Genomic DNA, 24,921 nt, shown 5'->3' with positions numbered 1-24,921 from the left:
CTTATCTTCCCAACCACGGCTGTGGATTGACCGCCTGACCCTGGCGGCGAATTTCGAAATAGAGTGAAGGACGACCCTGACCGCCACTGCTGCCCACCAGTGCAATGGGCTGGCCCGCGCGAACTTGCGAACCAACGCTCACCAGTGCGCTCTGATTATAGCCGTAAAGGCTCATATCGCCTTTACCGTGTTCAACCACGACCACCAGACCATAACCTTGCAGCCAGTCAGCCAGAATCACCCGACCATCGGCAATGGCTTTAACCTCAGTACCTTCAGAGGCACCGATAACCATCCCTTTCCAGCGCAGTTCGCCCTGCAATTGTTCGCCATAGCGATGTAGCGTTGGTCCGCGTACAGGCCAGAATGCCTGGCCGCGCGGCGCGCCCAGACCGCCGGTTCGGGACATCAGCGATTTTTCGCTTTCCGTTGGTTTGTAGGTAGTGCCCTTACGCGTCGCTTCTTTCTGTCTGTCGCGTACTGCCTGGGCTTCACGTGCTTCACGTTCAGCGCGCGCTCTTGCTGCCGCTTCCGCACGGGCGATGCTATTACGCAGACGGGATTCGTTAGCGCGCAGTTCACTTAGCTGTTGCTGACCTTGTTGAATGGATGACTCCAGTCCGGCCAGCGTCTTCTTACGCTCGTTCAGCGCCTGAGTCAGCTTCGCTTGCTGGGCGCGTTGTTCGTATAACAGCGTTTGTTGCTCGCTCTGTTTCTCTTCCAGTTCAGCACGCTGCATGGCGACTTCTTCACGCGTTTGCTTCAACTGGGCGATAGTTTCTTGTCGCGCCTGGTTGAGATAGCCGAAATAAGCCTGCAAACGCTGACCGCGCTGGCTTTCTTCACCGCTGAGAATGAGCTGAATACCGGTATGTTCACCCTGACGAAACGCGGCGTCCAGTTGCGCGGCGAGATTGCGTTCCTGGGCGGCTTTTTGCTGTTCCAGTTTGGCAATTGACGCATTCATCTCATCAATCTGTTTATTCAGTTGATTGAGTGTGTTTTGCGTTTCACGCAACTTACGGGTGGCTTCGGAGATCGCCTCTTCCTGCTTTTTCAACTGGGCAAGCAGGCTTGAGCGTTGTTGCTGTTGTTGGCGTACCGCGCGTTCTTTTGCAGCGATATCGGCCTGAATCGACTTGAGTTGGTCGCGGTCATCCGCGTGGGCGGAAAAAGTGCACAACAATACGCCAGCGCTAAGAACGCTGGCGTAGATGATGGGCCTGATTGCAAACCTGCGCGGTTTTATGGCCCGTGTCATGGTATTAATCGCCTTTCCCCTCATGGGGAGGGATTATTCCACGATGAACAGCGGCTTACCAGTCATCTCTTGCGGGATTTCCATACCCATTAGCGACAACATGGTCGGCGCGATGTCAGAAAGCTTGCCGCCTTCGACGGCTTTTACCTGCTTATCACCAACGTAAATCAGCGGAACTGGCAGGTTGGTGTGTGCCGTATGCGCCTGACCAGTAGCAGGATCGCGCATCTGTTCAGCGTTACCGTGGTCAGCGGTGATCAGCAGTTGACCGCCAACAGATTCAACGGCTTTTGCAACTTCATTCACGCAGTGATCCAGGGCCTCAACCGCTTTAACTGCGGCTTCCATCACCCCGGTGTGACCGACCATATCGCCGTTCGGGTAGTTACAGATGATGGCGTCGTATTTGCCGCTCTTGATAGCTGCAACCAGTTTTTCGGTTAACTCTGCGGAGCTCATTTCCGGCTGCAGGTCGTAGGTAGCGACTTTCGGTGAATCGATCAGAATACGATCTTCGCCTTTGAAAGACTCTTCTACGCCACCGTTGAAGAAGAACGTGACGTGGGCATATTTCTCGGTTTCGGAAATACGCAACTGGGTTTTGTCGTTTTTCGCCATCCACTCGCCAAAGGTGTTAACCAGAGACGCTGGTGGATAAGCAACCGCAGTTTTGATATCGGCGGCGTATTCGGTCAGCATGACGAAATCGACGTTAACGACTTTCTTACGCGCGAAACCGTTGAAATCAGCATTTACAAACGCACGCGTGATTTCACGCGCGCGGTCAGCACGGAAGTTCATGAAAATCAGCGCGTCGCCGTCTTCCATTGCGGCATCTGGCTGGCCTTCTGCACGGATAACGGTCGCTTTCACAAATTCGTCGTTTTCGTCGCGAGCATAAGCAGCCTGCAAACCGGCAACGGCGGTATCGGCCTGGAATTCGCCCTGCGCCAGAGTCAGCAGGTCATAAGCTTTTTCAACGCGATCCCAGCGATTGTCGCGGTCCATTGCGTAGTAACGACCAATGATGGACGCTACGCGGCCTTTATCCAGCGCGGCAAATTTCTCTTCGAATTTTTTCAGTGAGGATTCAGCACTGCGCGGCGGGGTGTCGCGACCGTCAAGGAATGCGTGCAGGTAGATTTTTTCCGCGCCGCGTTCAGCTGCCAGTTCTACCATCGCCATGATGTGATCTTCGTGGCTGTGTACGCCGCCTGCGGAGAGCAGACCCATAATGTGCACTGCTTTGCCCGCGTTTTTCGCTTTATCTACCGCGCCAGTCAGCACCGGGTTAGCGAAGAACGCGCGATCTTTGATTTCGACGTCCAGACGAGTCAGATCCTGATAGACGATGCGACCCGCGCCCAGGTTAACGTGACCTACCTCGGAGTTACCCATCTGACGGTCAGGCAGACCGACTTCCAGACCGGAAGCGTCGATCAGGGTATGCGGACGATTGGCCCACAGCGCATCCATTACCGGGGTTTTAGCACTATAAATGGCGTTATCCTGCTGTTCTTCGCGATAGCCGTAGCCATCCAGAATCACCAGTACCATAGGTTTTTTAGAAACCGACATTGCGACAACCTCATACTCAAGAGTCAAAATTTGCGTAATTTTACTACAGCTGAATCGATAAAATAGCCTCTGAAGATCAAATTATGGCGCCGCGCAGTGAAAGCGGGAGGCTGAATTGCGATTTTTTTTTCGTAGCGCCCCGCAAAATTGCATTCCCGTGCACGCGCTGGCTGTATTTGCCGCAACGCGCAGGTATACTCCTTTCCTGGTTTTTTTAATCACTACGTCGGGAGTTGTTACCCCCCATGCAAGAAATTATGCAATTTGTCGGCCGCCATCCCATGCTGAGTATCGCCTGGATCGCGTTACTGGTGGCGGTTCTGGTTACTACGTTTAAAAGCCTGACCTCGAAAGTGAAGGTGATTACTCGTGGTGAAGCGACGCGTCTTATCAACAAAGAAGACGCCGTAGTTGTGGATTTACGTCAGCGTGATGACTTCCGTAAGGGCCATATTGCAGGCTCTATCAATCTGTTGCCGAGCGAAATCAAAGCCAACAATGTTGGTGAACTTGATAAGCACAAAGACAAACCGGTTATCGTGGTAGACGGTTCTGGCATGCAGTGCCAGGAGCCAGCAAACGCGCTGACGAAAGCTGGATTTGCACAAGTATTCGTACTGAAAGAGGGCATCGCGGGCTGGGCTGGCGAGAACTTGCCTCTGGTGCGCGGCAAATAATTTACCTGTCATTTTTCATGGCGCAGGCGATTGGCTGCAATTATGCCCCCAGTCACTTATTGATATAAGCTTCAGGGGATAATCCAAATTGTCGCCTTCCTGCAACATGAAACTGCAGGGGAAAAAAACAGGAGCTAAGTTATGGCCAATGTTGAAATCTATACCAAAGAAACCTGTCCCTATTGCCATCGTGCGAAAGCGCTGCTGAGCAGCAAGGGTGTGAATTTTCAGGAACTGCCGATTGATGGTAATGCTGCCCGGCGTGAAGAGATGATCAAACGCAGTGGCCGTACGACGGTTCCACAGATTTTTATTGACGCACAGCACATTGGCGGCTGTGATGACTTGTATGCATTGGATGCACGTGGTGGACTGGATCCCCTGCTGAAATAACGTGTGAACGTTGGCATTACATTGCGCAGTATTTAAGGACAACACTTAAGGGTTTTCTACACATGTCAGAACAAAACAACACTGAAATGACTTTCCAGATCCAGCGTATTTATACCAAGGATATCTCTTTTGAAGCGCCGAACGCGCCGCACGTTTTCCAGAAAGATTGGCAGCCAGAAGTTAAACTTGATCTGGATACGGCATCTACTCAACTGGCAGATGACGTTTACGAAGTGGTACTGCGTGTTACCGTAACGGCATCCCTGGGCGAAGAAACTGCGTTCCTGTGTGAAGTTCAGCAGGGCGGTATTTTCTCCATCGCGGGTATCGAAGGCACCCAGATGGCGCACTGCCTGGGCGCATACTGCCCGAACATTCTGTTCCCATATGCTCGTGAATGCATCACCAGCATGGTATCCCGCGGTACATTCCCGCAACTGAACCTTGCGCCGGTTAACTTCGATGCGCTGTTCATGAACTATTTGCAGCAGCAGGCTGGCGAAGGTACTGAAGAACATCAGGATGCCTGATGAACCAACGTAATGCTTCAATGACTGTGATCGGTGCCGGCTCGTACGGCACCGCTCTTGCCATCACCCTGGCAAGAAATGGCCACGAGGTTGTCCTCTGGGGCCATGACCCTGAACATATCGCTACCCTTGAACGCGATCGTTGCAACGCCGCGTTTCTTCCCGATGTGCCTTTTCCCGACACGCTCCATCTTGAAAGCGATCTCGCCACCGCGCTGGCAGCCAGCCGTAATATTCTTGTCGTCGTGCCAAGCCATGTTTTTGGCGAAGTGTTGCGTCAGATTAAACCGCTGATGCGTCCTGATGCGCGTCTGGTGTGGGCGACCAAAGGGCTGGAAGCAGAAACCGGGCGCCTGTTGCAGGACGTGGCGCGCGAGGCGTTAGGCGATCAAATTCCGCTGGCGGTTATCTCCGGCCCGACTTTCGCGAAAGAACTGGCGGCAGGGTTACCGACGGCTATTTCGCTGGCCTCTACCGATCAAACCTTTGCTGATGACCTCCAGCAACTGCTGCATTGCGGAAAAAGTTTCCGCGTTTACAGCAACCCGGATTTCATTGGCGTGCAGCTTGGCGGCGCGGTGAAAAACGTCATTGCCATTGGTGCAGGGATGTCCGACGGTATCGGTTTTGGCGCGAATGCGCGTACGGCGCTGATCACCCGTGGTCTGGCTGAAATGTCGCGTCTGGGGGCGGCGCTGGGGGCCGATCCTGCCACCTTTATGGGCATGGCGGGGCTGGGCGATCTGGTGCTTACCTGTACTGACAACCAGTCGCGTAACCGCCGTTTTGGCATGATGCTCGGTCAGGGCATGGATGTACAAAACGCGCAGGAGAAGATTGGTCAGGTGGTTGAAGGCTACCGCAATACGAAAGAAGTCCGCGAACTGGCGCATCGCTTCGGCGTTGAAATGCCAATAACCGAGGAAATTTATCAAGTATTATATTGCGGAAAAAACGCGCGCGAGGCAGCATTGACTTTATTAGGTCGTGCACGCAAGGACGAGCGCAGTAGCCACTAAACCCAGGAATCTTTGTTACCGCTATGACCCGGCCCGCACAGAACGGGCCGGTCATTATCTCATCGTGTGGAGTAAGCAATGTCGTGTGAAGAACTGGAAATTGTCTGGAACAATATTAAAGCGGAAGCCAGAGCGCTGGCGGACTGTGAGCCAATGCTGGCCAGTTTTTACCACGCAACATTACTCAAGCACGAAAACCTCGGCAGCGCGTTAAGCTATATGCTGGCGAATAAACTGGCATCGCCGATTATGCCTGCTATTGCGATTCGTGAAGTGGTGGAAGAAGCCTACGCCGCTGACCCGGAAATGATCGCTTCTGCGGCGTGTGATATTCAGGCGGTACGTACCCGCGACCCGGCAGTCGATAAATACTCAACTCCCTTGTTATACCTGAAAGGTTTTCATGCCTTGCAGGCCTATCGCATTGGTCACTGGCTGTGGAATCAGGGGCGTCGCGCACTGGCTATTTTTCTGCAAAACCAGGTTTCTGTGACGTTCCAGGTCGATATTCACCCGGCAGCCAAAATTGGTCGCGGTATTATGCTTGACCACGCGACGGGCATCGTCGTCGGTGAAACGGCGGTGATTGAAAATGACGTATCTATTCTGCAATCTGTGACGCTTGGCGGTACGGGGAAAACCAGCGGTGACCGTCACCCGAAAATTCGTGAAGGCGTGATGATTGGCGCGGGCGCGAAAATTCTCGGTAATATTGAAGTTGGACGCGGTGCGAAAATTGGCGCGGGGTCTGTGGTGCTGCAACCGGTGCCGCCGCACACTACCGCCGCTGGCGTACCGGCACGCATCGTTGGTAAACCAGACAGCGATAAGCCATCAATGGATATGGATCAGCATTTCAACGGTATTAACCATACGTTTGAATATGGCGATGGGATCTGACGTCCTGTGATCGTGCCGGATGCGGCGTGAACGCCTTATCCGGCCTACCGCATCTTAATCTCTCAATACCGCTCCTGGATACCCCAACTGGCGCCAGGCTTCATACACCACTACCGACACCGCATTAGACAGGTTCATACTGCGGCTGTCCGGCACCATTGGAATACGAATTTTTTGGTCAGCGGGCAGGGCGTCAAGAATGGTCGCTGGCAAGCCGCGTGTTTCCGGGCCGAACATCAGATAGTCGCCATCCTGATAGCTTACGGCGCTGTGCGCGGGCGTGCCTTTCGTGGTGAGGGCAAACAGGCGCTGGGGATTCTCCGCTTCGAGGAACGCACTATAGTCATGATGACGCGTGACGGCGGTAAATTCATGGTAGTCCAGCCCCGCGCGGCGCAGACGCTTATCGTCCCAGGCGAATCCCATCGGTTCGATGATATGCAGACGAAAGCCGGTGTTGGCGCAAAGACGGATGATATTGCCAGTGTTTGGCGGAATTTCTGGTTCGTAAAGTACGATGTTTAGCATACTGCCCCCTTAGTGCGGGGGCAGGATAGCAGATATTGATCTAACCCTTAAGCTGCATTCCCTTTCGCCATCGAAGCCAGTGCCGCTGGCAGCTCTTTGCCCAGCTCCTGTACCAGCGAATCTCCGGTGATTTCTTTAATCGACTTCGCGCCCGTCAGCGTCATCGCCACTTTCATCTCTTTTTCAATCAGACTCAGCAGATTAGCGACGCCCGCCTGGCCCGCCGTTGCCAGCGCATACAGGAACGCACGACCCAGCAGTACGGTGTCGGCGCCCAATGCAATCATGCGCACCACGTCCAGCCCGTTACGAATACCGCTATCCGCCAGAATCGCAATATCGCCTTTTACCGCATCCGCAATAGCAGGTAGCGCACGGGCGGAGGAGAGCACGCCATCTAACTGGCGACCACCGTGGTTAGAAACCACAATCCCGTCGGCGCCAAAACGAACGGCATCACGTGCATCTTCTGGATCGAGGATCCCTTTGATCACCATCGGACCATCCCAGAAATCGCGGATCCACTCGAGGTCTTTCCATGAAATTGAAGGATCGAAGTTATTCCCCAGCCAGCCGATGTAATCTTCCAGTCCGGTTGGTTTGCCGAGATAAGCCGAGATATTGCCTAAATCATGCGGATGACCGTTGAGGCCCACATCCCACGCCCATTGTGGATGCGTCACCGCCTGCCAGTAGCGGCGCATTGCGGCGTTCGGGCCGCTCATACCTGAGTGCGCATCACGATAGCGCGCGCCCGGTGTTGGCATATCCACGGTGAAAACCAGCGTCGAACAACCCGCCGCTTTTGCACGCTCCAGCGCGTTACGCATAAAACCGCGATCGCGCAGTACGTAAAGCTGGAACCACATTGGGCGCTTGATGGCGGGCGCCACTTCTTCAATTGGGCAAACGGAAACCGTCGAGAGCGTAAATGGAATGCCATGTGCATCTGCCGCTTTTGCTGCCTGAACCTCGCCGCGGCGTGCATACATACCGCACAATCCCACCGGGGCCAGCGCTACCGGCATCGATAATTTCTCATTAAACAGCGTCGTTTCCAGACTTAGGTTAGACATGTTTTTCAGAATACGCTGGCGCAGCGCCACGTCTGATAAATCTTCCACGTTGCGGCGCAGGGTGTATTCAGAATATGCGCCGCCGTCCATATAGTGGAACAGGAACGGCGGCAGAATGCGTTGTGCTGCGGCGCGATAATCGCTGGCTGCGGAAATAATCATGCGTTTTTCTCCCTCGGATGCTCATTATGGTCACCGGGCAGACGGGTAATGCGTGCGCGGCGTGCCTGATCTTCATCGAATCGTTTTATGGTGGTGTGGACAAAACTAAGATGCGCCATCATCGCCTTACGCGCCCCGTCGGCATCACCAATAAAAATAGCGTCAATGACTGCCTGGTGCTGTTCGGTTAGCTGAGAAAAGACGGGCGGCACCAGGTACATCCGTTGGCGGCTTTGCATCACTGAGGATTGCAGAACATCGAAGAAACCGCGCATGGTTTGCAGCAGCACGATGTTATGTGAGGCTTCGGCAATGGCCAGATGAAAGCGAACGTCCGCTTGTGAGGCGAGGTCCGGGTCGTCGCTGAGCGTTGCGTCAAAGCAAAGCTGAATCTTTTCTTTATCGGCTTGTGTGGCGCGCATTGCCGCATGCCAGGCGGTGCTGGCCTCAATAGCGTAGCGAGCTTCCAGAATATCGAAACTGTAATCCGGGTCATCGGCCATCAGCGTTTTCAATGGCTGGACGATGTTTTGCTCCGACCATGCGTCATGGCGCCAGCGAATAAACGTGCCGCCGCCGCGACGACTGAGCAGCACGCCTTCGCTCACCAGCTTCGCCAGCGCTTCGCGCAGTGAATTTCGCGACACGCCGAGCTGCATCGCCAACTGGCGTTCAGCGGGCAACTTCATGCCCGCCTCCAGTTGTTTTTCATCAATCAGCGCCCGCACACGGTCAGCTACCTCGTCTGACAGGCGTCTGGGTATAACCATCATTAAGGAATCATCCACGTTAAGACATAGGCCTGAAGGGTGGTGATCACGCCCACCATACAGGTGAAAATCAGGCTGTGTTTGACAGTAAAACGGAACAGATCTGACTCTTTCCCTACCAGTCCTACCGCCGCGCAGGCGATAGCGATAGATTGCGGGGAGATCATCTTGCCAGTGACGCCGCCGGTGGTGTTGGCGGCAACCAGTAACAGATCGGAGACGCCAATTTGTTGAGCCGCGGTGGCTTGCAGTGCGGCGAACAGGGCGTTAGATGATGTATCCGACCCCGTCAGGAATACCCCCAACCAGCCGAGGAACGGCGAGAAGAAGGTGAAAGCATGGCCGGTGTGCGCCAGTGCCAGCGCCAGTGTTGATGACAGCCCGGAATAGTTCGAGATAAAGGCGAACGCCAGCACCATGCCGATAGAGTAGATAGGCAGGGCCAGTTCTTTCAGCGTACTGCCGAAGGTGCTGATAGCATCAGACGGTTTCATCTTCAGCCACACGACAGAGAGCAGCGCCGCAAATAGAATGGCAGTGCCGGTGGCAGAGAACCAGTCGAACTTAAACACGGCGGCGTAAGCGGTAGCTTCGCTGACCACTGGCGGCATACGGGCAACCAGTTTGTCGAGGTACGGCACCGGAATGTTGATCACCCACTCATACAGCGCGCCGCCTGAAGCGAACAGGGCTTTAAACGGTGGAATACTCCACAGTGTTACGGTGGCGGTCAGGAACAGGAACGGCGTCCAGGCACGCAATACCTGACCCGCTGTGTATCCGGTGTGGGCCAGCGTCATATCAACCTGTGAAGCCCCCAGATCGCCGAAGCGGAAAACGCGTACCGGCTGCCAGCGTTTGAGGAACAGTGTCAGGCAGAGCAGCGATACCAGCGAGGAAATAATGTCCGGCAACTCTGGCCCAATGAAGTTAGAGCTGAGGTATTGCGCAATGGCAAACGAGCCGCCTGCGACCACGACCGCAGGCCAGGTTTCTTTGATACCGCGCCAGCCGTCCATAATCGCCATGATCCAGAACAGGACGATAATGGTCATAAACGGTAGCTGACGTCCAACCATCTGACCAATTTCAAAACTGTCGATGCCTGTCACCTGCCCGGCAACCAGAATTGGGATCCCCATCGCGCCAAATGCTACGGGAGCGGTGTTAACAATCAGGCACAGTCCGGCTGCGTACAACGGTTTAAAGCCCAGGCCGACCAGCAATGCAGCAGTAATCGCCACTGGTGCGCCGAAGCCTGCGGCCCCTTCGAGAAATGCGCCGAAACAGAAACCGACGATCAGCATTTGCAGGCGCTGGTCAGGCGTTATCGAAAGAATAGACGAGCGGATGATGTCGAATTGCCCGGTTTTTACCGAGATCTTATAAACGAACACCGCCGCAATAATAATCCAGGCAATGGGCCACAAACCGTAGAAGAAGCCATAAATCACGGAGGCCAGCGCGTTGGCGACCGGCATTTTATAAAACAGCAAAGCGACTGCCAGAGCGATGGCGACCGTCCAGGACGCGGCGACATAGCCTTTGAGTTTGAGCTTAATCAGCGCAAAGAAGAAAAACAGAATGGGAAGCGACGCTATCAGGCTGGAAAGCCAGATATTCCCGGCGGGATCGTAGTTTTGTTGCCAGAGATTCATTGCAGGTCTCCAGGAGGCCACGTACATCGTGTAATGAGTCTGTTGCTCATCTCTTGGTCACACGTTGTGTAAAAGTGGCACTGCCAATTTTGTTGTGTAGGGATAATGACAATGAATAGTTAACTAAATGTTATATATTGGCAACGTTAATGTGAGTTTAATTGGGGAACTGTGAACCAGAGGTCAGATAAGCCAGGAATTGGTAGGGCCAATTTTTTGAGAGGGGAGATTTTGGGTAAAGAAAAGGGCAATTCCCATCAGAGAATTGCCCTTAGACTGTTGATCCGGTGCGCCTTATCTTGCCGGAGGCGGCGTGAACGCCTTATCCGGCCTACAAGAATTTTCAGAATCCCCCTGTAGGCCTGATAAGCGCATCAGGCAATTTGGCGTTTACCCATTCGTTAATGGATCATTACCACTGAATACCCGCGCCGACGGCTGCGGAGTATTCACCCTGGCTATTGGTACTACCTTGTAATTTGTAGACCCAACGACCGTTGGCGCTCACCATCGACACACCTAACGCAACAGCCGATTCACCGTTGTAAGTACCGCCGCCAATGGAGGTCATGCTGGCGCCCGGCGTGTAAGCCTGCGGCAGACCGGTCATCGCCATTGCAGAAGCGATACCACCGCTCAACTTGCTTTCGGTTTTAGACAGTTTGTTATCCATCTCAACCATGCGCTGATCGGTGTATTGCTTCGTTTCCTGCACGCTTTGCTTCAACTGCGCGTAGTTCACTGCGTCGTTGTTGTTGACGCCAGCGGAAACGTTGCTGATGCGAGTCGTACCGCCTTTACCATCACCAAGATTCATGGTGGTGTAATTGATGGAACCATCTTCGTTGGTGGCATAGCGCACGCTTCCTGCTTCGGAAGATTTCAGTTGCGCCACGTTAACGGCATCGGTGTCATTTTTACCTGCGGCGACGTTGGTGATACGGCGCTGATTGGTGGAAGAACCGACGGAGACCGTATTTTCCTCGTTTGCTTCGGAACCCGTACCCAGCGCAACGCTGTTGTCTGCGGCGGCAATAGAACCGGAGCCAATTGCGACACTATCTTTGCCCTGCGCGTTGGCGTCTACACCATCGGTGTTGGTCTTGAAGTATTTGGTGCTACCCGTGGTGATGATATCGCCCATCCCATTTTCCAGTGTGCTTACGCGCGTATCCAGATTACCTACCTGAGTATTCAGGTTAGTGATGCTTTGGGTATTTTGCGCGACCTGAGCATCGGTCACTTTCAACTGACCCACGTTAACGGCATCAGTATCTTGTGAACCGGCGGCGACGTTAGTGATCTGACGTTGACCGTCCTCACTGCCGACGGAAAACTCACCGACAGAGTTCTGCGGCGCGTCCATGTTGTAGGCGGTGTAGCCAGTCTGAGCGCCACGCGTAGTCTCAGAGCCATTACCCATCGCAATACTGTTTGCATGGTTTGCGTGGGCATTGCTGCCGATGGCGATACCGTTGATGGCATCTGCCAGGACCAGAGTGTTCAGGCCGATACCAATACCTGCATCACCATTGACGATGGTTTTCGCCCCTATTGCCAGAGAATCTTCACCAACAGCCAGTGAATCTTCTGCCGTTGAGTTGGCGTGGTAGTATTTGGTTGGCGTGGTTGCTACGGAACCAATGGCGTTTTGCAACTGGCGCACGGTAACGGCGTCGTGAGCTTCAGAACCATCCGCGACGTTGATGATTTGACGATATTTGCCATCATCACCAATCGACAACGCACCAAGCAGCTCACCGTCAGTGGTGTCATAACCAATCACCACGCCATTTCCTGTTACGCTGGTATTGCGCGAGCCTTTTACGATAACGCGGTCAGAAACGGAACCGCTGCCTAATGCAACCCCAGACTCGACATTGCTCCTGCTGTCCTGACCAATGGCGACGCTGCCAGTAGCAGAAGCCACAGAATTGTAGCCTACAGCCGTGGCGCCAATGCCAGAGGCCATAGCGTCTTCGAAGACTAAACCTGTATCGTTGGTACGAATGTAGTTCACTCCCGCCCCGTGCTCTTCAACATACGTGTTGCTGGTATTGCCGGCTATCTGGGTGATCATCTGATTTGTGGTAAAAAGCTGAGATCCATTGACGGCATCGGTACTATTTGCATCCACTAGGCCGTTGGCCACATTAGTGATTTTGCTGGCGGTATCGGTGCCATGCGCTGCGCTGAATGCGCCTGCGCTGGCATCCCAGAGCAGAGAATCATCCAGTGATGCGTCAATTGCACTCAGTGCGTCGCCGATGTTGCTGTAGTCGGTATTGGCGATACTGTAAGTTGGCGCATTGATGGTGCCGTCAGCATTCATCGTCGAGCCGCCGCCCAGCGCATCAACTACAGAATTGCTGACGCCATAGAGTTGGCTGCCGTTCACCGCATCGGTACTGGTTGCGCTAAGTGCGCCTGCTGCGACGTTGGTGATCTTGCTGGTTACTCCAGCGCGGCTGGCGCTGTATGACTTGCTGGAGTCATCCCACATCAGCGCATCACCCAGTGAAGTGCCCACAGAAGCGTTAATTGCAGTTAGCGCATCTCCCAGGTTGTCGTAGTCAGTGCCGCCAATGGTATAGGTCGGCGCACTAAACATGCCGTCGGCCCCAACGGTTGAACCGCCGCCTAAAGTGTCAGCAATTGCGCTGCTGAAATCATAGAGCTGTGAGCCGTTAATCGCATCGGTGCTGGCGGCGGTTAGAGCCCCGGCGGTGACATTGGTGATTTTGCTGGTGGTGCTGGTGCCGTGGCTGGCGCTGAAGGCGGTTTTACCGCTGTCCCACTGCAGGGCATCGTCGCCGAGACCGTCCACAGCGTCCTGCAGATTGGTGATATTGGTGGTGTTGTCGGCAACATCGTTGCTCAGGTTGGTGATGCTTGTTGTGTTGGCAGCAACATCATCTTTGGTGGCTTTTAACTGCGCGCCGTTAACGGCGTCGGTGCTGTCAGCGGTCAAGTCCCCGGCAGTGACATCGGTGATTTTGCTCGTGCTTGAACTGTAACCGTAACTGGCGCTGAAGGCGTTGCTGCCATTCCATTGCAGGGTGTTTTCGTCGAGTCCGCTGAGTGCTGCTCCAACACTATTATAAGTACCATATCTTAACTTGTACCTTGGTGCGCTGATGGTACCATCGTCATTTACGCCAGAGCCACCTCCCAGCCTGGTGGCAACGGACTCGCTAATAGCAAAAAGCTGCGAGCCATTGATCGCCTCAGTACTGTCATCTGAGATCTCACCTGCCGCCATATTGACGATTTTGCTGGTAGCGCTGGAACCGTGGGCGGCGCTGAAGGCGGTTTTACCGCTGTCCCATTGCAATGCATCATCGCCGAGACCGTCCACAGCGTCCTGCAGGTTAGTGATATTGGTGGTGTTGTCGGCAACATCGTTGCCCAGGTTGGTGATGCTTGTTGTGTTGGCAGCAACATCATCTTTGGTGGCTTTTAACTGCGCGCCGTTAACGGCATCGGTACTGGTGGCGGTTAAGTCCCCGGCAGTGACGTTGGTGATTTTGCTGGTTGTGCTGGCACCGTGGGCGGCGCTGAAGGCGGTTTTACCGTTGTCCCACTGCAATGCATCGTCGCCGAGACCGTCCACAGCGTCCTGCAGATTGGTGATATTGGTGGTGTTGTCGGCAACATCGTTACTCAGGTTGGTGATGCTTGTTGTGTTGGCAGCAACATCGTCTTTGGTGGCTTGTAACTGCGAGCCGTTAACGGCATCGGTACTGGTGGCGGTTAAGTCCCCGGCAGCGATATCGGTGATTTTGCTGGTTGTGCTTGAACCGTGACTGGCGCTGAAGGCGTTCCTGCCATTCCATTGCAGGGTGTTGTTGTCGAGTCCGGTGAGTGCTGATCCAACATTATTATAGGTACCATTTTTTAGCACATAGCTTGGTGCGTTGACGGTGCCATCGCTATTTACGCCAGAGCCACCTCCCAACCTGGTGGCAACGGACTCGCTAATAGCAAAAAGCTGCGAGCCATTGATTGCCTCAGTACTGTCATCTGAGATCTTACCTGCCGCCATATTGACGATTTTACGTTTTAAGGAATCATTACCCACAGAAACAGTTTTATCTGCTTTGGCTTCGGAGCCAGCACCGAGTGCGACGGAGTTAACGCCATCTGACGTGCTCCCGTTACCCAACGCGATCGCGTTATCTTTGCTTGTTTTACTGTTGTATCCTATCGCGAGTGAATACAGTCCAGTGGCGTTGGTATCCTTGCCCAGCGCCATCGCATAATCACTGTTAGCTTGAGCGGTATTCCCCAGTGCAATGGTAAAATCTTTGGTCGCCTTCGCCGCACTTCCTATTGCTATTGCTCGACTGCCAGTCGCGACCGTTACTTGCCCTAAAGCGACTGATCTTTCTCCTGTCGCATTGCTCTTGTAACCTAGTGCGGTACTTCCCAGTCCAGAGTTGGCTTCTTGCCCGACCGCAACACTCGATGTTCCACTTCCCGGGGCTCCTGCCGTTGCGACAGAGCCCTTACCAATGGCAATCCAGCCATCAGTTAGCGGGGTACCGCCAGCAGCTTCTTCAGCGCTTTTACCACCATCTCCTGTAAAAGCAGCATATGCCCCAAACGATGACAACAATCCCCCCGCAACCAGCGCAGAAATTAACAACTTACTACGCCCGCTCTTCTTCCCACGGCTCTTCGCTGTTTCGCTGGCGACGCTGTAACTGCCCGTCGCCGGGTTCCAGATAACTTTAAATATTTTGTTCATTATTGATGTTCTCTATTCCTTGATATAAGCGCAGAGGCTACATTTATTTTTTGATTTTTTTCTGCTGAGGGTCAGCAGGTTGAAGAGTGTCGAACTGAATATTGTCCATGTTGATAGACAATTTCAGATACTTCAGGTTGTTGGGGGATACCCCTTTTAGCGTCAGATTAATGTCTTGCCATTGACCTGGTAATAATTCCAGCGTGGAGTTCATTGATGTGCTAAATAATAACTGTTGCCATTTTGCGTAGGCTTTAGCATCAGACGGTTTTTCGCCGCCCCACGTGGCATAAAAACCCATGTTTGATACAGGAACGCTTAATAAATTGACTAACGCTATATGGATGACGCTACCATTATCTGCAGGTTCTATAGATATAATCCGTCCTGCTAATCCGACAGAACCGTTATTTAAAATAAAGTATTTGGTTTGCGTAGGGTTAAATTCGGTGAAGAGAAATGTATCCTGTTGATCTTTAATGCTCTTGATGACGGTAGCAAGCATTTTTGTACTGTTTATGATGTTAACTTGTTGTTTTTCAAGGAGAGCTATTTTCTCATTTTGCTGTTCTTGTTGTTTTGTTAGCTCATCAATGACTTTGATTTTTTCAATATAGTCGCAACCTGTTAACGAGCTAAGCAGTGAAACGATGAGTCCGCGTAATAATATGTTTTTAATATTCATATAAGTATGTCCTTGCCATCCCTCAAACCAGGCTGTTAAACGAGGGAGATCCCTGTTTATTAACTTACGTGTTACCGGCGTTTTTATTCACAGTAGATATAAATATTTAATAATATCGCCAAATATATTCACATTGAAAATGTATGCTTAAATATTAAATTGTTTCAGTTTGTGGCGAATGATATTAAAACGCGAATTCTAATGATGAATGACAATAAAAGTCAAACGTGAAAACAGTAAACAAGTGTATAGCGATAAAGATATATTCATATAAATGATGTATTTGATGTGAAGTTATGTTTTTTGACAAAAAACTATCGTTTTTCAGAATGGTTTGAGGAATGTGACCGCGTTAATTATTATCAACGCTAATAAGTGAATATTATTTTGTGGAGTGATTTTTCAGAATTGTGCTCAATGATTTCATTGCGGCATTGATGGTGAGAACCCCGTATGCCCGCGAACGCAGGCAAAAACGGGGACTACGGGCGATAGATAGCTTAGAACGCGGTTTTTGAAAATCCAGTCATCTCGTTCAGGCCCATTTCACGGCCCAGCGCAGTCATCGGGTGAACCACCACCAGTCCGCGAACGCTCTTCTTCAGCTTGCCCATATCGGCCTGCTCTTTTTTGGTAATCGCGCGTTGGAAAGGCATCTTCATCAGCTTTTGCGCTTCCTTGCTGAGTTTCTGGCTGTGAACTTCGCGCAAACGAGCAATTTCTGCTTCCAGCGTCGCTTTTTCTTTCTCCAGTTCAGCGTATTTGTCTGCGGCTTCAACCAGCGACAGATCGGCCTGTTGATGACGGATGGCGTCCAGGCGATCGCTAAGACGTTTGATTTCGTTTTTTTCGACTTCTTTCATGAGATAACTTCTGATAGAGATAAATTATTAGATCGTAGTATGCGCGACCAGACGGTTCATTCACAACTGATGGCAATGCAATAGTTGTATTTTGACATTGTTAACATTATTGAAAAGCGTGTAATTGCTTGATTGAGTAAGAAATTTGAAGAATAAAGATAGCCTTCATCAAAAGGTAATCATTGAGGATTAAGCACGTTTTCCTTAATCTCATCTTTATCGGGAGCCTACACTAAAATTGGCGGCCGCGCATTCCCGGCGCGGGGTAATACGGAGATATCATCATGGGCAAAATAGGTGAAAACGTTCCGCTTCTTATCGATAAAGCCGTAGATTTTATGGCCTCAAGCCAGGCGTTTCGGGAGTATTTGAAAAAACTTCCCCCCCGTAATGCGATTCCGTCCGATATCCCCCCGGATAGCGTGCCGTTGTATCTCAAACGACTGGAATATTATCGCCAGCTTTATCGGCCGAAGCAGGTTGAGGAGCAGTAAGCGGTAATCGCTTACTTTTGAAAGGCTTTTTTTAAGCTGATTTTGGAAATCAGCTCTGTCAGTGAAAGGACCATTGTTGAACGCACAGCCTGTTGGTAACGCTGAATTTGCATTGCATACAAACTGGAGTCGGTTGGTTCAAATTGTGGCGGCGGAGGGATCGCCGCCACGCAGTGCAGCTCGCCAAATGGCCCAAGAATTTCATCATCCGTAAAGGCATATTCGTTGCCGTCGTGATTCAGCTCTTCCCGCAGTGCCATCAACAATTCCGCATCTTCGTATTCATGGCGGCTAATTACGCCAAGCCCATAAATCAGTTTTAAACGTACGGAAAGATCGCCCAGCGGACCATCGCCGTCGAGTAACGGTTCTACAGCATACTTCACCGCGTAATCGTCTTTGCGGAATACCTGAAGCACCAGAAGATTTACCGCCTCGGTCAGGAGATCGACGGCGGTGATCAGAAAGCTTCGCACGGTTTTGCCAGCATTCAGACGCTCAAGCACACGGTTTTCAAAGGCCTGGGTTTGTTCCATTGTTGCCTGCATATCTGACAATCTGTTATTCGGGCGCAGGGATTCCTGCGCCAGGTCCACCATTATTGCATTGCGTTATAAGCGGTTACGGCTTCGGTGACAACCTCGCTGTTGGCATCAAGCCCGGAAATGTGCGCCAGCGCAGCCTGCGGACCTTTATCGGCAATCAGTGCCGCCAGCTCTTGTGCCTGCGGATCATCTTCACTGCGGAAATGCATTGCTGCGGCAATGCCCTGAATCAGGTTTTTATGCGGCAGGCCGTATTCCAGCGTACCCAGCAGCGGTTTTACCAGACGGTCGCCCGCGCTCAGTTTACGCAGCGGCTGACGGCCTACGCGCTCCACATCATCTTTCAGGTATGGATTTTCAAAACGGCCGAGGATTTTCTGGATATATGCCGCGTGTTTGTCAGCGTCAAAACCATAGCGTTTAATCAGAACCGCACCGCTTTCTTCCATCGCGCCTTTTACCACCGCGCGGATTTTCTCGTCGAGGATCGCGTCACGAATGGTCTGGTGACCGGCCAATTTCCCGAGGTACGCGGTTATAGCATGGCCGGTGTTCAGGGTGAAGAGTTTACGCTCGACAAAGGCCATCAGGTTATCGGTTAGCTCCATGCCAGGGATGTTCGGCAGCGCGCCTTTGAATTGGGTTTTATCGACAATCCATTCGCTGAAGGTTTCTACCGTCACTTCCAGCGGATCGTTAGTTGCAGACGCGGAAGGCGGCACGATGCGGTCAACGGCGGAATCAACAAAGCCAACGTGCGCTTCGACCCACGCTTTGGCGTCTTCCGGCAGAGCGTTCATCACATGGCCTTTCAGTTGCGTGGTACCGCGCACCATGTTTTCACAGGCGATGATGTTCAGCGGGGATTCATTACCTTGCTCTTTACGTTTCACCAGCCCTTTGGCGATTGCCGGAGCAATACGTTCCAGCACGACCGGGCCGACTGCGGTGGTGACTAAATCAACCTGAGCGATTAAATCCACTACGTCGTCGCCGATGCTGCTGACGGCATTTACACCGGAGACGGTATCCACTTGCTCGGTTTCGCCAACCACGTGAACCTGGTAGCTATGACGGGCATTCAGGGCATCAAGTACCACCTGATTGACATCGGCAAACGTCAGTTGGATACCTGCGTCCGCCAGCAGTTTACCGATAAAACCACGACCGATATTACCTGCGCCAAAATGTAATGCTTTCATAGTATTAACCTTCATCAATGTTTTTACCCAAGAGGGCTGGGGTGAGGCTTTTCCCTCACCCAAACCCTCTCCATGAGGAGAGGGACTTTTTGCCGGATGCGGCGTAAACGCCTTATCCGGCCTACGTGTTTGGCACAGACCTGTAGGCCTGATAAGACGCGTCAGCATCGCATCAGGCATTGTGCACCGACCGCCGGATGCGGCGTAAACGCCTTATCCGGCCTACGTGTTTGGCACCGTCCTGTAGGCCTGATAAGCAAAGCGCATCAGACAATTAGCCCCACCTCCTCCATGTAGAGAAGGTGGGACAGGGATTACTTACGACCCGCCAGCAATTCCAGCACTTCATCCACGCTGGTGGTGTGTGCCAGACGCTCGATGACGGACTCATCATCCAGTGCGTTGGTCAGGCTGGTGATCACCTGAATGTGCTCGTTGTTACGGGCAGCAATACCAATGACCAGACGGGCAATGTCATCTTCTTCTTCACCAAAGCGTACGCCTTCCGGGTACTGGCAGAACACCACGCCCGTTTTCAGTACGCGATCTTTCGCTTCAACCGTGCCGTGCGGTACTGCGATAGACTCACCCAGATAGGTCGGGGTCAGTTTTTCACGATCCAGCATCGCCTGCACATATTCTGGCTCAACGTAACCGCCTTTCACCAGTTGCTCGCCTGCAAAACGAATCGCCTCTTCTTTGGTTGCCGCTTTGCGACCGAGGAAGATGTTCTCCGCGCCGAGTTTGAACAGATTGGTACTGGAATCGTCGAAGCTATCTTTCAGGCTATCTTTTACTTTCTCTTCGTTTTCGGTGTGGCGCTGGGCAGCAACCAGACGTTCAGTCAGGCTGGTGTACAGACCGCTGTCGAGGAAGTTGGTCAGCGAAATATGCTGTGCCTGTGGAACCTGGCGCATAGCGCGTTCGGTCAGATCACGGTGAGTGATGACCAGATCCACATCCGGCGGCAGGTTGTTAATCGCGCTGTTGGTAACAGAAATCTGCGACAGACCCGCATCCTGAATTTTCTTACGCAGTACGCCTGCGCCCATTGCACTGGACCCCATACCGGCGTCACAGGCCACGATGATTTTACGTACATGACTCAGGTCGTTGGTTACATCGCCAGCAGCCAGCGGGGAAGCACCTTTAGACTCTGCTTTCATTTCCTGAACGCGACGTGCAGCCGCTTCAATATCCTCATCTTCTTTCACTTTGCTGGTTTTCAGCAGAATGGCAGAGACAACGAAGGAAACCGCCATCGCCGCACACACACCTGCGATGTTAGCGAAGTAAGCCCCTTTCGGCGTCATCGCCAGCACAGCAAGGATAGACCCTGGAGAGGCCGGAGAAACCAGACCACCGCCAAGGATAGTCAGGGTGAACACGCCAGTCATACCGCCGAGGATAACGGCCAGAATCAGACGCGGATTCATCAGCACATACGGGAAGTAAATTTCGTGGATACCGCCCAGGAAGTGGATGATTGCCGCACCGCCCGCAGATTGTTTAGCGCTACCACGACCAAAGAACATGTACGCCAGCAGAACGCCCATACCCGGACCTGGGTTAGCTTCAATCAGGAAGAAGATGGATTTGCCCAGTTCATGGGACTGCTGAATACCCAGCGGCGAGAAGATACCGTGGTTAATGGCGTTGTTAAGGAACAGGATTTTCGCCGGTTCAACAAAGATAGACGCCAGCGGCAGCATGTCATGGACAACCATGAAGTTAACGCCAGCCGCCAGCATTTTGGACAGGGCTTCAACAATCGGACCGATGCCGAGGAATGCCAGAATGGCGAGGATCATCCCGATAATGCCAGCGGAGAAGTTGTTCACCAGCATTTCGAAACCGGATTTGATCTTACCGTCTACCCAGCGGTCAAAATGCTTAATGCACCAACCGCCCAACGGGCCTGCAATCATCGCACCGAGGAACATCGGCATATCAGCACCGACGATAACGCCCATCGTAGTGATGGCGCCCACGACACCGCCACGATCGCCGCCAACCAGACGACCGCCGGTAAAACCGATCAGCAGCGGCAGGAGATAGGTGATCATTGGCCCGACCAGCTTCGCCAGCGTTTCGTTCGGTAACCATCCTGTTGGAATAAATAACGCGGTGATGATACCCCACGCGATAAACGCGCCGATATTTGGCATCACCATGTTGCTGAGGAAACGACCAAAGCTTTGCACTTTGATCTTAATATCGGATGACATAAAAACACCCCTTCTTATGTTTGCTGTCGCGCAGGCTGGAAGCCCGAGGTTTTTTGTTAATGTGGCGGCAGAGGTAGCCGGACCTTGTAGATATTGCGAAATCTGGCACTGAATCGGTTAACTGTCCAGTCGTCGATTTTTTATGTGATATTGATCACATAAATATAGGGGGTAGAGAGGTAATTGACGTGACTCATGTCACAAAAACTCAGTGTAAAAAAACAACAAGAGCATAGATTTCGCTAAAAATGGCATTTAAATGTGATTGTTGTCACATTTTTGTTTTGATGGTTTGTTGAATTTTTGTGACTTAAATCACGAAATATTTTTGCGTGGAATTATCCTAGTGTGATCTATAGCATATTCTGGCTTTGCCTTAAGACTGTTGTGTAATTGAGCAACCTGTCGCTTTCTAAATTTATCCATCGGTGTGATGGCGGGATTTGCAAACCCGGATTATTGTCAAATAATCAGCCTGATTCCCATCCGGCTGCCAGCCCATAACAACTCTGATAAGCGTGAATTCGAGGCAGCTATGTTTCTAAACTATTTCGCGTTGGGAGTGCTGATTTTTGTCTTTCTGGTGATTTTTTATGGAATCATCGCGATACATGACATTCCCTATCTGATTGCCAAAAAGCGCAACCATCCTCATGCCGACGCGATTCATACCGCAGGGTGGGTCAGTCTGTTTACGCTACATATTATCTGGCCGTTTCTGTGGATCTGGGCCACGCTTTACCAACCGGAACGCGGCTGGGGTATGCAGTCGCATGTTACGCCGCAAGAGAAAACGACTGACGCGGAAATTGCCGCGCTTTCTGACCGCATTTCCCGGCTGGAGCACCAACTTGCCGCTGAGAAAAAAACTGATTATTCCACGTTCCCGGAGATTTAATCATGGATCTGTTGATTGTCTTAACTTACGTGGCGCTGGCGTGGGCGGTATTTAAAATCTTCCGTATTCCCGTGAATCAATGGACGCTGGCGACGGCGGCGCTCGGTGGCGTGTTTTTGGTGAGCGGTTTGATTCTATTGATGAACTACAACCATCCTTACACGTTTACGGCGCAGAAGGCGGTGGTGTCTATTCCCATTACACCACAGGTGACGGGGATCGTCAGCGAAGTAACGGACAAAAATAATCAGCTTATTCAAAAAGGCGAGGTGCTTTTTAAACTCGACCCAGTGCGTTATCAGGCGCGCGTGGCGCGGTTACAGGCCGATCTGATGACGGCAACGCATAACGTTAAAACGCTGAGAGCACAGTTAGCCGAAGCGCAGGCTAATACAACTCAGGTCTCGGCAGAGCGCGATCGTCTGTTTAAAAACTATCAGCGCTACCTGAAAGGCAGCCAGGCCGCCGTTAATCCATTTTCAGAACGTGATATCGATGATGCCCGGCAAAATTTTCTCGCGCAGGATGCGCTGGTAAAAGGTTCGATAGCGGAGCAAGCGCAAATTCAAAGTCAGTTAGACAGTATGGTCAACGGTGAGCAGTCACAAATTGTCAGCCTGCGAGCACAACTGACGGAGGCGGAATATAACCTGGCGCAAACCATCGTGCGGGCGCCAAGTAATGGATATGTCACTCAGGTCTTGATTCGCCCCGGCACCTACGCAGCGGCTTTGCCGTTACGTCCGGTGATGGTGTTTATTCCTGAGCAGAAGCGGCAAATTGTCGCCCAGTTCCGGCAAAATTCGCTGCTACGTCTGGAAGCCGGCGATGAAGCGGAAGTCGTCTTTAATGCGTTGCCGGGGCAGGTCTTTCGGGGGAAACTGACCAGCATTTTACCTGTCGTGCCGGGCGGCTCGTATCAGGCTCAGGGCGTACTGCAATCGCTGACCGTTACGCCAGGAACCGACGGCGTACTCGCGCTAATTGACCTTGAACCCAATGCTGAGGTCGATGCCTTGCCGGACGGCATCTACGCACAAGTGGCGGTTTACTCTGACCATTTCAGCCATGTTTCTGTGATGCGTAAAGTGTTGTTGAGGATGACCAGTTGGATGCATTACTTGTATTTAGATCATTAGGACAATTGATACGAGTTTCTTCATTATTTTGACTTCTCTGTGAGCCGGGTAATAGTTACTGCCGTTTCTTTATTCAGAGCTGGAAGCGAAATATTGTTAGGTATATAACGATGGCGACGTTGTATTACCTAATTCCGGGTATAAGGAGAGATGACATGCTTCCAGACTTTCAGGTAACACTGCAAACGCTTCTTGGTAATCAGCTTCAGGCTGATGGTTCGCAACGCAAGGTCGTATTAACGGGGCGTGTTTATCTCACTCCTCATGGATTACAGGCGGAAAACGGGATTAGTGAAAATTTTAAGGATCCTGATTGCGCATTAATGCACTATGCGCTGGAACACTACGTTTTCTGGCGCACGCATTACCCCGCCCTGGCAGAACAACTTCGCCATCCTGGTTTGTTTGGCGAGAATTTTTCTACTCTCGGTATGACGGAAGAAAATGTTTGTCCTGGCGACGTGTTTCGCCTGGGGAGTGCTGAAATTCAGGTTTCGTGGGGGCGAGTCGCCTGTGCAACGATGGCGGGTCGACTACAGGATGAACGTGCGCCAGAGATTATGCATCAACAATCACGTAACGGCTGGTTTTATCGGGTACTGACACCCGGAGAAACTGCCAGCGGCGATAAATTTATCTTGTTAGATCGTCCTGTTAAGTCGTGGCCGCTTACCCGCCTGCAACGCATTATTTTCTCTGATGAAGGTACTGCTGAAGAGTTGGCCGCCGTTGCGGATATGCCATTCCTTGCTCAAGTCTGGCGGGATCAGGCGAAATCACGTTTGCAGACAACAACGGTATAAGCTGCTTTTTTTCACCGCCAGGCCATACTGATATTTTCCTCGTACAAAGGACCCGGCATGAAACTCATCGGTAGCTACACCAGCCCGTTTGTTCGCAAACTTTCTATTTTGTTATTAGAAAAGGGCATTACATTCGAATTTATTAACGAATTGCCCTATAACGCAGATAACGGCGTGGCGCAATTTAACCCGTTAGGGAAAGTTCCCGTGCTGGTGAGCGAAGAGGGCGAATGCTGGTTTGATTCGCCGATTATCGCCGAATATATCGAGTTAATGAATGTCGCTCCGCCGATGTTGCCGGGCGATCCGCTGGAGTCGTTGCGAGTACGCAAAATTGAGGCGCTCGCCGATGGCATTATGGACGCGGCGCTGGCGTCGGTACGCGAACAGGCGCGTCCGGCAGCGCAGCAGTCGGAAACGGAACTGTTGCGTCAACGGGAGAAAATTAACCGTGGCCTGGATGCGCTGGAAGGGTATCTGGTCGATGGCACGCTCAACACCGATACGATTAATCTGGCGACTATCGCTATTGCCTGTGCGGCGGGATATCTCAATTTCCGCCGTGTCGCGCCGGGTTGGTGCGTGGAGCGCCCTAACCTGGTCAAACTGGTCGAAAACCTCTTTAGCCGCGAAAGTTTCGCCCGCACCGAACCGCCAAAGGCTTGATGCGCGATATGTCCTCCTGACGCTTCTCACGTTACAATTCGTGGTTATGTTAAACGCCCTTCTCCGTGCGAGAGGGCCTTGATCAGCCAGGTTTCC

At 52.1% G+C, this 24,921-nt stretch carries 22 protein-coding genes; 10 read left to right on the top strand and 12 right to left on the bottom strand.

The window, feature by feature from the left end; genetic code table 11:
• Position 1: 1 nt before the first annotated feature.
• Both envC and gpmM read right to left on the bottom strand, forming a co-directional pair.
• Complete coding sequence (envC, locus tag PS053_RS13580) at positions 2-1,261, bottom strand: murein hydrolase activator EnvC (protein WP_024164984.1); 1,260 nt, start codon at positions 1,259-1,261, stop codon at positions 2-4.
• A 33-nt stretch (positions 1,262-1,294) separates the two neighbouring features.
• Positions 1,295-2,839: a 2,3-bisphosphoglycerate-independent phosphoglycerate mutase gene (gene gpmM / locus PS053_RS13575; protein ID WP_256879252.1), complete on the bottom strand. Its 1,545-nt coding sequence runs from the start codon at positions 2,837-2,839 to the stop codon at positions 1,295-1,297.
• A 245-nt stretch (positions 2,840-3,084) separates the two neighbouring features.
• Here gpmM and PS053_RS13570 point away from each other — a divergent pair, with 245 nt between their 5' ends.
• The 5 genes from PS053_RS13570 to cysE all read left to right on the top strand — a co-directional run bounded on the left by PS053_RS13570 (position 3,085) and on the right by cysE (position 6,358).
• A complete protein-coding gene (locus PS053_RS13570; RefSeq protein WP_002460317.1) occupies positions 3,085-3,516 on the top strand; it encodes a rhodanese-like domain-containing protein in 432 nt (143 codons plus the stop codon).
• Between the two features lie 141 nt (positions 3,517-3,657).
• Positions 3,658-3,909: a glutaredoxin 3 gene (grxC, locus tag PS053_RS13565; protein ID WP_000024388.1), complete on the top strand. Its 252-nt coding sequence runs from the start codon at positions 3,658-3,660 to the stop codon at positions 3,907-3,909.
• Between the two features lie 62 nt (positions 3,910-3,971).
• On the top strand, positions 3,972-4,439 hold the full coding sequence (secB, locus tag PS053_RS13560; protein WP_000003382.1) for a protein-export chaperone SecB: 468 nt from the start codon (positions 3,972-3,974) through the stop codon (positions 4,437-4,439).
• The gene (gene gpsA / locus PS053_RS13555; protein ID WP_001076193.1) at positions 4,439-5,458 is read left to right on the top strand and encodes an NAD(P)H-dependent glycerol-3-phosphate dehydrogenase; all 1,020 of its coding nucleotides are present in this window, start codon (positions 4,439-4,441) and stop codon (positions 5,456-5,458) included. The genes secB and gpsA overlap by 1 nt, the downstream gene beginning before the upstream one ends.
• A gap of 78 nt (positions 5,459-5,536) precedes the next feature.
• Positions 5,537-6,358, top strand: coding sequence for a serine O-acetyltransferase (gene cysE / locus PS053_RS13550; protein WP_001277555.1), 822 nt, complete (start codon positions 5,537-5,539; stop codon positions 6,356-6,358).
• Positions 6,359-6,412: 54 nt separating this feature from the next.
• On the opposite strand, the gene trmL is transcribed toward cysE, so the two are convergent.
• The 7 genes from trmL to PS053_RS13515 all read right to left on the bottom strand — a co-directional run bounded on the left by trmL (position 6,413) and on the right by PS053_RS13515 (position 16,850).
• Positions 6,413-6,886: a tRNA (uridine(34)/cytosine(34)/5-carboxymethylaminomethyluridine(34)-2'-O)-methyltransferase TrmL gene (gene trmL / locus PS053_RS13545; RefSeq protein WP_025238086.1), complete on the bottom strand. Its 474-nt coding sequence runs from the start codon at positions 6,884-6,886 to the stop codon at positions 6,413-6,415.
• 47 nt (positions 6,887-6,933) lie between these two features.
• On the bottom strand, positions 6,934-8,124 hold the full coding sequence (gene lldD, locus PS053_RS13540) for a quinone-dependent L-lactate dehydrogenase (protein ID WP_000586944.1): 1,191 nt from the start codon (positions 8,122-8,124) through the stop codon (positions 6,934-6,936).
• Positions 8,121-8,897, bottom strand: a complete 777-nt coding sequence (lldR, locus tag PS053_RS13535; protein ID WP_010341490.1) for a transcriptional regulator LldR — start codon at positions 8,895-8,897, stop codon at positions 8,121-8,123. Before lldR ends, lldD begins: the two co-directional genes overlap by 4 nt.
• The gene (gene lldP, locus PS053_RS13530) at positions 8,897-10,552 is read right to left on the bottom strand and encodes an L-lactate permease (protein WP_001055293.1); all 1,656 of its coding nucleotides are present in this window, start codon (positions 10,550-10,552) and stop codon (positions 8,897-8,899) included. The genes lldR and lldP overlap by 1 nt, the downstream gene beginning before the upstream one ends.
• Positions 10,553-10,964: 412 nt before the next feature.
• Entirely contained in the window at positions 10,965-15,302 is a 4,338-nt protein-coding gene (locus tag PS053_RS13525) for a YadA-like family protein (RefSeq protein WP_256879253.1), read from the bottom strand.
• A 43-nt stretch (positions 15,303-15,345) separates the two neighbouring features.
• Entirely contained in the window at positions 15,346-15,987 is a 642-nt protein-coding gene (locus PS053_RS13520; RefSeq protein ID WP_256879254.1) for a SadB/YajI family lipoprotein, read from the bottom strand.
• Between the two features lie 500 nt (positions 15,988-16,487).
• Positions 16,488-16,850 carry a YibL family ribosome-associated protein gene (locus tag PS053_RS13515; protein WP_000665678.1) on the bottom strand — a complete coding sequence of 121 codons (363 nt, stop codon included), beginning with the start codon at positions 16,848-16,850 and terminating at the stop codon, positions 16,488-16,490.
• A gap of 284 nt (positions 16,851-17,134) precedes the next feature.
• On the opposite strand from PS053_RS13515, the gene yibT reads away from it, so the two are divergent.
• A complete protein-coding gene (gene yibT, locus PS053_RS13510; protein WP_000516029.1) occupies positions 17,135-17,344 on the top strand; it encodes a protein YibT in 210 nt (69 codons plus the stop codon).
• An 11-nt stretch (positions 17,345-17,355) separates the two neighbouring features.
• Here yibT and mtlR read toward each other — a convergent pair whose 3' ends face one another.
• From mtlR to mtlA, 3 genes are all read right to left on the bottom strand, one after another.
• Positions 17,356-17,943 (bottom strand): mannitol operon repressor MtlR, encoded by a 588-nt coding sequence (mtlR, locus tag PS053_RS13505; RefSeq protein WP_000227975.1) that lies wholly within the window; start codon positions 17,941-17,943, stop codon positions 17,356-17,358.
• Positions 17,943-19,091: a mannitol-1-phosphate 5-dehydrogenase gene (gene mtlD / locus PS053_RS13500; RefSeq protein WP_059217102.1), complete on the bottom strand. Its 1,149-nt coding sequence runs from the start codon at positions 19,089-19,091 to the stop codon at positions 17,943-17,945. Before mtlD ends, mtlR begins: the two co-directional genes overlap by 1 nt.
• A gap of 314 nt (positions 19,092-19,405) precedes the next feature.
• Positions 19,406-21,319, bottom strand: a complete 1,914-nt coding sequence (gene mtlA / locus PS053_RS13495) for a PTS mannitol transporter subunit IICBA (protein ID WP_000093236.1) — start codon at positions 21,317-21,319, stop codon at positions 19,406-19,408.
• 535 nt (positions 21,320-21,854) lie between these two features.
• Between mtlA and PS053_RS13490 the strand changes: the two genes are divergently transcribed.
• The 4 genes from PS053_RS13490 (at position 21,855) to PS053_RS13475 (ending at position 24,825) form a co-directional block, all read left to right on the top strand.
• Positions 21,855-22,217, top strand: coding sequence for a DUF3302 domain-containing protein (locus PS053_RS13490; protein WP_024164875.1), 363 nt, complete (start codon positions 21,855-21,857; stop codon positions 22,215-22,217).
• A 2-nt stretch (positions 22,218-22,219) separates the two neighbouring features.
• The gene (locus PS053_RS13485) at positions 22,220-23,356 is read left to right on the top strand and encodes an HlyD family secretion protein (protein ID WP_000364957.1); all 1,137 of its coding nucleotides are present in this window, start codon (positions 22,220-22,222) and stop codon (positions 23,354-23,356) included.
• Positions 23,357-23,511: 155 nt separating this feature from the next.
• The gene (locus tag PS053_RS13480; RefSeq protein WP_000936287.1) at positions 23,512-24,159 is read left to right on the top strand and encodes an MOSC domain-containing protein; all 648 of its coding nucleotides are present in this window, start codon (positions 23,512-23,514) and stop codon (positions 24,157-24,159) included.
• 57 nt (positions 24,160-24,216) lie between these two features.
• On the top strand, positions 24,217-24,825 hold the full coding sequence (locus PS053_RS13475; RefSeq protein ID WP_000766694.1) for a glutathione S-transferase: 609 nt from the start codon (positions 24,217-24,219) through the stop codon (positions 24,823-24,825).
• Positions 24,826-24,921 lie beyond the last annotated feature (96 nt).

It is taken from the genome of Escherichia albertii (genome assembly GCF_028622335.1).
Lineage (GTDB): Bacteria > Pseudomonadota > Gammaproteobacteria > Enterobacterales > Enterobacteriaceae > Escherichia > Escherichia albertii.
This window is presented reverse-complemented; position numbering and strand designations above follow the sequence as displayed.